This window comes from Micromonospora sp. NPDC047187 (genome assembly GCF_040643355.1).
GTDB classification, from domain to species: Bacteria; Actinomycetota; Actinomycetes; order Mycobacteriales; family Micromonosporaceae; genus Micromonospora; species Micromonospora salmantinae.
On the sequence record NZ_JBEYUF010000049.1, the window covers coordinates 1 to 9,865 of the forward strand.

The following is a 9,865-nucleotide window of genomic DNA, read 5'->3' on the forward strand; positions in this document are numbered from 1 at the left end:
GGCCGCAGTAGTAGAAGTTCGGCTGGGCCTCGTAGCGCACACCGAGCTGACGCTCACCGGCGGGCTTACGGTCGCTCTGCGTCTGGGTGGCCGGCTTGGCATCCGACGCGGCGTACGCGGCGGTCACCGGTCCGGCGATGGCGCCGCCGGTGAAGGCGAGGCCAGCAGCGGTCAGGGCGGTCTTACGGATCAGATCGGTACGCATGATGGCGTGCTCCTCTGGCGTCGGGGGTGCCCGCACGGCACTCAACGGGGGATCAGTGCGTGCGGGGGAAGTGCGAAGGGGTTCTGCCCGGTGACCCGCGACGAGGGGGTCGGCGTCGGGACAGGGTGCAACGGGTGCCGGTGGCGAATCATTCCGCCTACCCGGGGTCGGCCGTTGTGCTGCTCGGCCGTGCGGGGGATGTAACCAGGGCTGCCGGGCGGGTGTTCCCCGCGGCTGCCTGGCCGTTGTGGTGCTCGGCGGTTCGGGGATGTAACCGGGGCTGCCCGGCCGGTGTTCCCGGCGGCTGCCGTGCCCGGCCGTTGTGCTGCTCGGGCGTCCGGGGGATGTAACCGGGGCGGCCTGGCGGGTGTTCCCGGCGGGGGTCGGCCCGCCATGACCTGGACTGTTGCGGTGGTCTGCCAGGTATAACGACCCGGCCCGGCCGCCGATTCCGCCGCCGGGGTGGCCCGGACCACCCGACACCCAAGGGCAAACCCGACAAACCACCCACCCAGCGGCCGGGGCGAACCCGACACGGAGGCCATGACGGCGTGATCCACTCGGGTTCCTGAAAGTCGCGGTGTCCCGGCGGCGGGGATGCACCGACTTCATAAAAGCCGAGTGGATCATGCCGGTCTGCGCCGTTCGTCCGCCCCGGACCCGGTCGGAGGCGGGGGCAGAGCCCGGCGCGGACCGCCGCTAGATGTGCTCGATCCAGGAGACAGTCCCCTCCCTGCGCCACGAGGCCACTACATCCAGGATCGAGCACGATCATGGGGGCGCGACCGCCGACGAAGGGGCGGGCGAAAACAGTCAGCGTGGGCGGGTCGGCTGCGCCTCCGGCCGGGCGAGCGACGACAGTGCTCAGATGCTGGACTTCGCCTCGGCGCCGTCGCCGGTCTTCGTGTCCTTGTCCAGGGCGACCAGGATCGCCTCGGCGGTACGCCGCCCCACCCCAGGCACCTCGGTGATCTCTTCAGCCGTCGCGGCCGAGAGTCGCTTGAGCGAGCCGAAGTGCCGCAGCAGCGCCTTGCGACGCACCTCGCCCAGGCCGGGCACGTGGTCAAGTGCCGACTCGGTCATCCGCTTGGAGCGGCGCTGCCGATGGAAGGTGATGGCGAACCGGTGCGCCTCGTCACGCACCCGTTGCAGCAGGTAGAGCCCCTCGGAGGTGCGCGGGAGGATGACCGGGAACTCGTCGTCCGGGAGCCACACCTCCTCCAGCCGCTTGGCCAGCCCGCACAGGGCCACGTCGTCGATGCCCAGGTCGGCGAGGGCCTGCGCGGCGGCCGCGACCTGTGGGGCGCCGCCGTCGACGACCACCAACTGCGGCGGGTACGCGAATTTTCGGGGCCGGCCGGTGGTCGGATCGATCAGGACGCCGACCTGGGGCTCGAGCGCGTCCTGGGGGGCGGCCGAGTCGTCGGCCGACTCCACGCCCACCTCGCCCGTCTCGGCCCTCGCGTCCAGGTAGCGGGCGAAGCGCCGACGCAGCACCTCGGACATCGCGGAGAGGTCGTCGGTGGCGCCCCGGACGATGAACCGCCGGTACTCGCTCTTGCGGGGCAACCCGTCCTCGAAGACCACCATGCTGGCGACCACGTCGGTGCCCTGGATCTGGGAGATGTCGAAACACTCGATGCGCAGCGGCGACGTGCTCATGCCCAGCGCCTCGCTGATCTCGTCCAGTGCCTTGCCCCGGGTGGTCAGGTCACCGGAGCGCTTGAGCTTGTGCCGGGCCAGCGCGTCCTTGGCGTTGCGCTCCACCGTCTCCATCAGTGAGCGTTTGTCGCCACGCTGCGGCACCCGCAGCGACACCCGACTGCCCCGGTGGTCGGAGAGCCACTCGGCCAGCGCGTCGGCGTCCGCGGGCAACTCGGGGACCAGCAGTTCCCGAGGCACGTCGGCCTCGCCGTGCTCGCCGCCGTACACCTGGGTGCAGAAGTGGTGCACCAGGTCCCCGGTGGTCAGATCCTCGGTCTTCTCCACCACCCAACCGCGCTGGCCGCGGACCCGGCCGTCGCGGACGTGGAAGACCTGCACAGCCGCCTCGAGCGGGTCGTCGGCGAACGCGACGACGTCCGCGTCGGTGCCGTCGCCGAGCACCACTGTCTGCTTCTCCATGGCCCGGCGCAGGGCGGCCACGTCGTCGCGCAGCCGGGCGGCCCGCTCGAACTCCAGCTGCTCGCTCGCCTCGGTCATCTCGCGTTCGATCTTGCGGACCATGGTGTCGGTGCGCCCGGCCATGAAGTCGCAGAACCCGTCGACGATGGCCCGGTGTTCCTCGGCGGAGACGGTGCCGACGCACGGCGCCGAGCACTTGCCGATGTAGCCCAGCAGGCAGGGACGACCGACCTGGCCGGCCCGCTTGAACACCCCGGCGGAGCACGTCCGCGCGGGGAAGACCCGCAGCAGCAGGTCGAGGGTCTCCCGGATGGCCCAGGCATGCGAGTAGGGACCGAAGTAACGCACGCCCTTGCGCTTGGCGCCGCGCATCACCTGCAGCCGGGGGTACTCCTCGTCGAGGGTGACGGCGAGATAGGGGTACGACTTGTCGTCGCGGTAGCGGACGTTGAACCGCGGGTCGTACTGCTTGATCCAGGTGAACTCCTGCTGGAGCGCCTCGACCTCGGTGCCGACGGTGATCCAGTCCACCGACTCGGCGGTGGTGACCATCTGCCGGGTGCGCTCGTGCAGGTTCCAGACGTCGCCGAAGTAGGAGTTGAGCCGGCTGCGCAGATTTCGCGCCTTGCCGACGTAGATCACCCGGCCGGTGCCGTCGCGAAAGCGGTAGACCCCCGGTAGCTCCGGGATGGTGCCGGGTGCGGGGCGGTAGGTCGAGGGGTCAGCCACGCCGACAAGCCTAGTCCGCAGCACCGACAGCCCACCGCAGGCGTGATCCACTCGGCGTCCCGAAAGCCGGGGTGTCGACACCCCGCTGACACCCCGGCTTCCCGAAACGCGGGTCGACCCTGCGACGCCGGGCCGACCGACCGGTCAGCGTGCGGCCGGGCCGGCCCGCCGGCCCCACGTCGGATCAGGCCAGCGAGATCTGATCGCCGGTGACCTTGATGCTCTTGGGCGGCAGCGGCTTGGTGGCAGGGCCGGCCTTCACCGAGCCGTCCTCGATCGAGAACTTGCTGCCGTGGCAGGTGCAGTTGATGGTGCCGCCGTCGACGTTCGTCACCGGGCAGTTCTGGTGCGTACAGATCGGGCTGAAGCCCTTGAACTGGCCCGCCGCGGGCTGGGTGATGACCACACCTTCGGCGGCGAGGACCTTGCCGCCTCCGACCGGGATGTCGGCGGTGGTGGCCAACGACTGCGCGTTCTGCCGGTCGCCGCCGCCGGCGTCACCGGTGCTGGGTACGGCGGGGCCACCACTGGTGGGTGCGTCACTGCCGCTGCCGTTGCCGCCGTCGTCGCTGCCGCAGGCAGCCAGCACGACGGCCGCGCCGACCGCCCCGACGCCGGTGAGCAGGGTACGACGTGTCTGCGTACCCGAACCGGTCAGCGCCTGATCGTCACTCATGCCTCGCCTCTCTCTAGCCCGCTGCCGGTCGAAAGCCGGCCACACTTCTCCACACGGGCAACTGTGCCGGATGGTTCATCGCGTACTCGTCCGACCCGGCAAATGGGGCGGGGCGGGTCGTCAACCGACCCGCCCCGCCCCCGCGAACACGCACAGATTGGTCAACGCGCGGCGGCCGGCACCTTACGGCTGGCCCGCGCCTTGGTCACGCCGTTGGCCTTGGCGGCCCGGGTGGTGGCGGCAGCCGCACCCTTGGCCTTGCCGTCGAGCTTGAGCACCTGGCGCAGGAACTCGCCGGTGTGGCTGTCGGCCACCTCGGCGACCTCCTCGGGGGTGCCGGTGGCGAGCACTGTGCCGCCACGGTGGCCACCCTCGGGACCCATGTCGATCAGCCAGTCCGCGGTCTTGATCACGTCGAGGTTGTGCTCGATCGTGATCACCGTGTTGCCCTTGTCGACAAGCCCTTCCAGCACCATCAGGAGCTTGCGGATGTCCTCGAAGTGCAGACCGGTGGTCGGCTCGTCGAGCACGTAGACCGTCCGCCCGGTGGAGCGCTTCTGCAGCTCGGAGGCGAGCTTGACCCGCTGCGCCTCACCGCCGGAGAGGGTCGGCGCGGGCTGGCCGAGGCGGACGTAGCCCAGGCCGACGTCGACAAGGGTCTTCAGGTGCCGGTGGATGGCCGGGATGGCGGAGAAGAACTCGGCGGCCTCCTCGATGGGCATCTCCAGCACGTCCGAGACGGTCTTGCCCTTGTAGTGCACCTCCAGGGTTTCCCGGTTGTACCGGGCGCCCTTGCAGACCTCGCAGGGGACGTACACGTCGGGGAGGAAGTTCATCTCGATCTTGATGGTGCCGTCACCCGAGCACGCCTCGCAGCGCCCGCCCTTGACGTTGAAGGAGAACCGGCCCGGACCGTACCCGCGCACCTTCGCCTCGGTGGTCTCGGCGAAGAGCTTGCGGACGTGATCCCAGACGCCGGTGTAGGTGGCCGGGTTGGAGCGCGGCGTGCGGCCGATCGGCGACTGATCCACGCCGACGACCTTGTCCACGTGCTCCAGCCCGGAGACCCGGGTGTGCCGGCCGGGCACCAGCCGGGCGCCGTTGATCTGGTTGGCCAGCACCGCGTACAGGATGTCGTTGACCAGCGTCGACTTGCCCGAGCCGCTGACCCCGGTGACCGCGATCAGCTGGCCCAGCGGGAACGAGACGGTCAGGTTGCGCAGGTTGTGCTCCCGCGCGCCGTGCACCACCAGCTCGCGGGCCGGGTCCTGCGGGCGGCGGCCCGTCGGCGTCGGGATCGACCGCCGACCGGACAGGTACGCCCCGGTGATCGACTCCTTGTTCTTCAGCAGCGCCGGCACCGAGCCGCTGTGCACGATCTTGCCGCCGTGCTCACCCGCGCCGGGCCCGATGTCGACGATCCAGTCGGCGGTGCGGATGGTGTCCTCGTCGTGCTCCACCACGATCAGCGTGTTGCCGAGCCCGCGCAGCCGGATCAGGGTCTCGATCAGCCGGTGGTTGTCGCGCTGGTGCAACCCGATCGACGGCTCGTCGAGCACGTAGAGCACGCCCACCAGGCCGGAGCCGATCTGGGTGGCCAGCCGGATGCGCTGTGCCTCACCGCCGGAGAGCGTGCCGGCCGGGCGGTCCAGGGAGAGGTAGTCCAGGCCGACGTCGAGCAGGAACCGCAGCCGGGCGTTGATCTCCTTGAGGACCCGCTCGGCGATCATCTTCTGCCGGTCGGTCAGCTCGATGCCGGCGAGCAGGTCGGCGCACTCCCCCACTGACAGGTTGCAGACCTCGGCGATGCTCTTGCCGGCCAGCGTGACCGCGAGCACCTCGGGCTTGAGCCGGGCACCGCCGCACGCCGCGCACGGCACGTCGCGCATGTAGCCCTCGTACTTGTCGCGGGACCACTCGGACTCGGTGTCGGAGTGCCGGCGCTCGATCCACTGCACCACGCCCTCGAAGCCGGTGTAGTAGGAGCGCTCGCGGCCGTACTTGTTGCGGTAGCGCACGTGCACCTGGTCGTCGGAGCCGTGCAGGATCGTCTTCTGCGCCCGCGCCGGCAACGCCCGCCACGGGGTGTCGATGTCGAAGTGCTGGGCCTCGCCGAGTGCCTCCAGCAGGCGCAGGAAGTATTCCAGGTTGTGCCCGGTGGACCAGGGCTGGATGGCGCCCTCACGCAGGCTGCGCTCCGGGTCGGGGACCAGCAGCTCCGGGTCGACCTCCTTCTTGGTGCCCAGGCCGGTGCACTCCGGGCAGGCGCCGTAGGGCGCGTTGAAGGAGAAGACCCGAGGCTCGAGATCCTCGATGGCGAGCGGGTGGTCGTTGGGGCAGGCCAGGTGCTCGGAGTAGCGGCGCTCGCGGTCCGGGTCGTCCTCGGGAAGGTCGACGAAGTCGAGCAGGACCAGGCCGCTGGACAGCCCCAGGGCGGCCTCGACCGAGTCGGTGAGGCGCTGCTTGGCGCTCGGCTTGACGGTGAGCCGGTCGATCACCACCTCGATGGTGTGCTTCTCCTGCTTCTTGAGCTTCGGCGGCTCGGTCAGCGGGTGAACCACGCCGTCGACCCGGGCCCGGGCGTAGCCCTTGGCCTGCAGCTCGGCGAAGAGGTCGACATATTCGCCCTTGCGGCCACGGATCACCGGGGCGAGCACCATGAACTTGGTGCCCTCGGCCATGGCGAGGACCCGGTCGACGATCTGTTGCGGGCTCTGCCGGGAGATGCGCTCACCACAGACCGGGCAGTGCGGCTCACCGATGCGGGCGTAGAGCAGACGCAGGTAGTCGTAGACCTCGGTGATGGTGCCGACGGTCGAGCGCGGGTTACGCGAGGTGGACTTCTGGTCGATCGAGACGGCCGGGCTCAGGCCCTCGATGAAGTCGACGTCTGGCTTGTCCATCTGGCCGAGGAACTGCCGGGCGTACGACGAGAGCGACTCGACGTAGCGGCGCTGCCCCTCGGCGAAGATCGTGTCGAAGGCCAGGCTCGACTTGCCCGACCCGGACAGCCCGGTGAACACGATGAGTGCGTCCCGGGGCAGGTCGAGACTGACGTCACGCAGGTTGTGCTCGCGCGCGCCACGGATGATCAGTCGGTCGGCCACGGTGCGTGTACTCCCGGGAGAAGACGAAGCGAAGGATCTGTCCCGCTCTGGGTGGTCTTGAGCGGTCGTACGGGCGCGGAAAACACGCCTCGGCAACTCTAGCCCCGAGGTGTGACAGTTTCCCTCGCCCGCACATTCCCCCAGCTCAGCCCGGTCGGCCGCGCCGCCCGCAAGCCCGGTCGGCCGCGCCGCCCGCAAGCCCGGTCGGCCGCGCCGCCCGTAGGCCCGGGCGCCCGCGCGTCGGCGGGCGCCCGGTCAGTAGCCGCCGGGCGTCGGCGGACGCGCGGCCCGACGCCGGGCCGAACGCCAGCCGCCGCGTCGCTCCGCCGCCACCCGGGCCTCCCGCCGCCGGCTCTCGTGGGCCACCTCACCCTGCAGCCGCCGCCAGCTCTCCCACCGACGGGTGGAGAGTTCGCCGGTGTGCAGCGCCTCCCGGACCGCGCAGGCCGGCTCGCCGTCGTGGCCGCAGTCGGCGTACCGGCAACCCTCGGCCAGCCCGGCGATGTCGGCGAACGCCCGGTCGAGCCCGGTCGCGCCGTCCAGCAGGCCGACCGCCCGGACACCGGGCGTGTCGATCACCGCACCGCCACCGGGGATGGGCACGAGGGCCCGCCAGGTGGTGGTGTGCCGACCCTTGCCGTCGACGCGCCGGATCGCCTGGGTGGGCATCATCACCGCCCCGACGAGGGCGTTGACCAGGCTCGACTTGCCCGCACCGGACGGGCCGAGCAGGCCGAGCGTGCGGCCGGGCGTCACCTCGGCACGCAACGGTTCCAGCCCGAGGCCACGTTCGGCGCTGACCGGGAGCACCGGCACCCCGGGGGCGACGGCGGCCAGCTGGCGGGCCAGCGCGGCCGGGTCGGCCGCGAGATCCGCCTTGGTCAGTACGACAAGTGGCCGGGCGCCGGACTCGTGGGCCAGGGAGAGCAGCCGCTCGATGCGGCCCACGTCCGGCTCGGGGTGCACCGGCTCCACCACGGCGGCGGCGTCGAGGTTGGCGGCCAGCACCTGACCGCTGGCGTCCTTGCCGGCGGTACGCCGGATCAGCGCGCCTCGCCGCGGCAGCACCACCTCCACTGTGACGCGGCGGTCCGGCCAGTGGGTGAGCAGCACCCAGTCCCCGGCGCAGGGCAGCGCGGACGGGTCCCGTGCGGCGACGTTCAGCACCGCCGCACCCAGGCTGGCCCGGACCGGGCCGACTGCGGTGAGCACCGTGCAGACCCCCCGGTCCACCCGGGCCACCCGACCCGGCTGGTGCTCGCCGCGGCGCGCGGCGTACGCCGTCCGCTCGGCGTCCCAGCCGAGGGCGGTCAGATCGATCGTCATGGCATCCTCATCGGTGTCGAAGCTGGTGATGGCGGAACACGCGTGCCACGTCCGGCATGATCACCACCTCCGTCCGATGTCCCGGTGCCGCGTCTGCCGCTGACGGTAGGTCGCGCGCCGACGCGCCGAAAGCGATTTCCGCGGCGACGGCGCGACGGCGGACCGCTAGGGTCGACGGGTGACAACGGATCCGCTGTTGCTGATGGGCGAGGTGGACGCGGCCACCAGGCGACTACTGCGTACCGCCGCTTCTTTCGACACCGCGGACCTGGCCGCCGCGTCGCTGCTGCCGGGCTGGACGCGCGGCCACGTGCTGGCGCATGTGGCGCGCAACGCCGACGGTTTCGTCAACCTGCTCACCGCGGCCCGCACCGGGGCGGCGCTGCCGATGTACGCCTCGCTGGACACCCGCACCGCGGACATCGAAGCCGGTTCGGGCCGGCCGCCGGCCGCGCACCTGGACGACCTGCGACGCACCGCGGACCTGTTCTCCGAGGCGGTCGCGGCCATGCCGGCCGACGCCTGGGCGGCGACGGTGCAGGCGCGTAAGGGCCCGTGGCCGGCGGCGCTGCTGGTCTGGGGTCGACTGCGGGAGATCGAGGTGCACCACCTCGATCTGGCCGCCGACTACCGGGCCGCGGACTGGTCGGAGACGTTCGCCCACCGTCTGCTGCGGGAGGCGGCCGGTCATCACGCCATGAGGCCGACACCGCCGTCGATGGTGCTGCGCCTCGACGGCAGCGAGCATGAGGTGGTGATCGGGGAGCGCGTGGACGCCCCGGTCGTCGCCGGCCCCGCCCCCGACCTCGCCGCCTGGCTGATCGGCCGCGCCGACGGCGCCCAGCTCTCCGTCACCCCTGACGGTCCCCTGCCTACTCCACCGGAATGGATATAGAAACGTCATGACATACAGCGGAGACGTCACGCACGGCGGCGCACCGGCGGTTCGGGAGCTGGACGGGCTGACCATCAGCAAGCTGTCGGTGGGTCCGATGGACAACAACGCCTACCTGCTGCGCTGCACGGGCACCGGTGACCAGGTGCTGATCGACGCCGCCAACGAGGCGCCCCGGCTGCTCGAACTGATCGGTGACGGTGGGCTCACCGCCGTGGTGACGACCCACCAGCACATGGATCACTGGGTGGCGCTGGAGGAGGTCGTCGCCAAGACCGGCGCCCGGGCGTTGGTGCACGCCGATGACGCGTCGGGTTTGCCGATCGAGGCGGAGCGGCTGGCCGACGGCGACACCGTGCCGGTCGGCGACTGCGCGCTGGAGGTCATCCACATCAAGGGGCACACCCCGGGTTCGATCGCGCTGCTCTACCGCGACCCGGCCGGCACCCCGCACCTCTTCACCGGCGACAGTCTCTTCCCCGGCGGGGTGGGTAACACCGACAAGGACCCGGAGCGCTTCGCGGCGCTGATCGGTGACGTCGAGCACAAGCTGTTCGACCAGCTCCCGGACGACACCTGGTTCTACCCGGGTCACGGCAAGGACAGCACCCTGGGCGCCGAGCGCCCCGCCCTCCCCCAGTGGAAAGCCAGAGGCTGGTAACCCCACCAAACCACCAACAAAGATCACCAACCGTCGGTACAGAACCATCAAGATCAATACCCACCGACGGCGGCGGCACCCTCGCACAAACCGGAACCGCGACGGGGGCGGGGGCCCGCCGTGCCCGGCGCAGGGATCAATC

6 protein-coding genes and 1 pseudogene are annotated in these 9,865 nt (G+C 71.2%); 2 read left to right on the forward strand and 5 right to left on the reverse strand.

The genetic code is table 11. The features are described 5' to 3' along the window. The 5 genes and pseudogenes from ABZ794_RS33585 to rsgA form a co-directional block, all read right to left on the reverse strand. Positions 1–205: pseudogene (locus ABZ794_RS33585) on the reverse strand (phytochelatin synthase); the annotation flags it as partial. 864 nt (positions 206–1,069) lie between these two features. Continuing rightward, a complete protein-coding gene (uvrC, locus tag ABZ794_RS33590; RefSeq protein ID WP_357519441.1) occupies positions 1,070–3,058 on the reverse strand; it encodes an excinuclease ABC subunit UvrC in 1,989 nt (662 codons plus the stop codon). A gap of 184 nt (positions 3,059–3,242) precedes the next feature. After that, positions 3,243–3,734: a Rieske (2Fe-2S) protein gene (locus ABZ794_RS33595; protein ID WP_210785011.1), complete on the reverse strand. Its 492-nt coding sequence runs from the start codon at positions 3,732–3,734 to the stop codon at positions 3,243–3,245. A gap of 161 nt (positions 3,735–3,895) precedes the next feature. Further along, entirely contained in the window at positions 3,896–6,841 is a 2,946-nt protein-coding gene (gene uvrA / locus ABZ794_RS33600) for an excinuclease ABC subunit UvrA (RefSeq protein ID WP_210785012.1), read from the reverse strand. Between the two features lie 255 nt (positions 6,842–7,096). After that, complete coding sequence (gene rsgA / locus ABZ794_RS33605) at positions 7,097–8,167, reverse strand: ribosome small subunit-dependent GTPase A (RefSeq protein WP_357519443.1); 1,071 nt, start codon at positions 8,165–8,167, stop codon at positions 7,097–7,099. Between the two features lie 178 nt (positions 8,168–8,345). Between rsgA and ABZ794_RS33610 the strand changes: the two genes are divergently transcribed. Next, positions 8,346–9,062, forward strand: a complete 717-nt coding sequence (locus ABZ794_RS33610; protein ID WP_357519445.1) for a maleylpyruvate isomerase family mycothiol-dependent enzyme — start codon at positions 8,346–8,348, stop codon at positions 9,060–9,062. Between the two features lie 7 nt (positions 9,063–9,069). Further along, positions 9,070–9,723, forward strand: coding sequence for an MBL fold metallo-hydrolase (locus ABZ794_RS33615; RefSeq protein WP_357519447.1), 654 nt, complete (start codon positions 9,070–9,072; stop codon positions 9,721–9,723). The last annotated feature ends 142 nt before the right edge of the window (positions 9,724–9,865 follow it).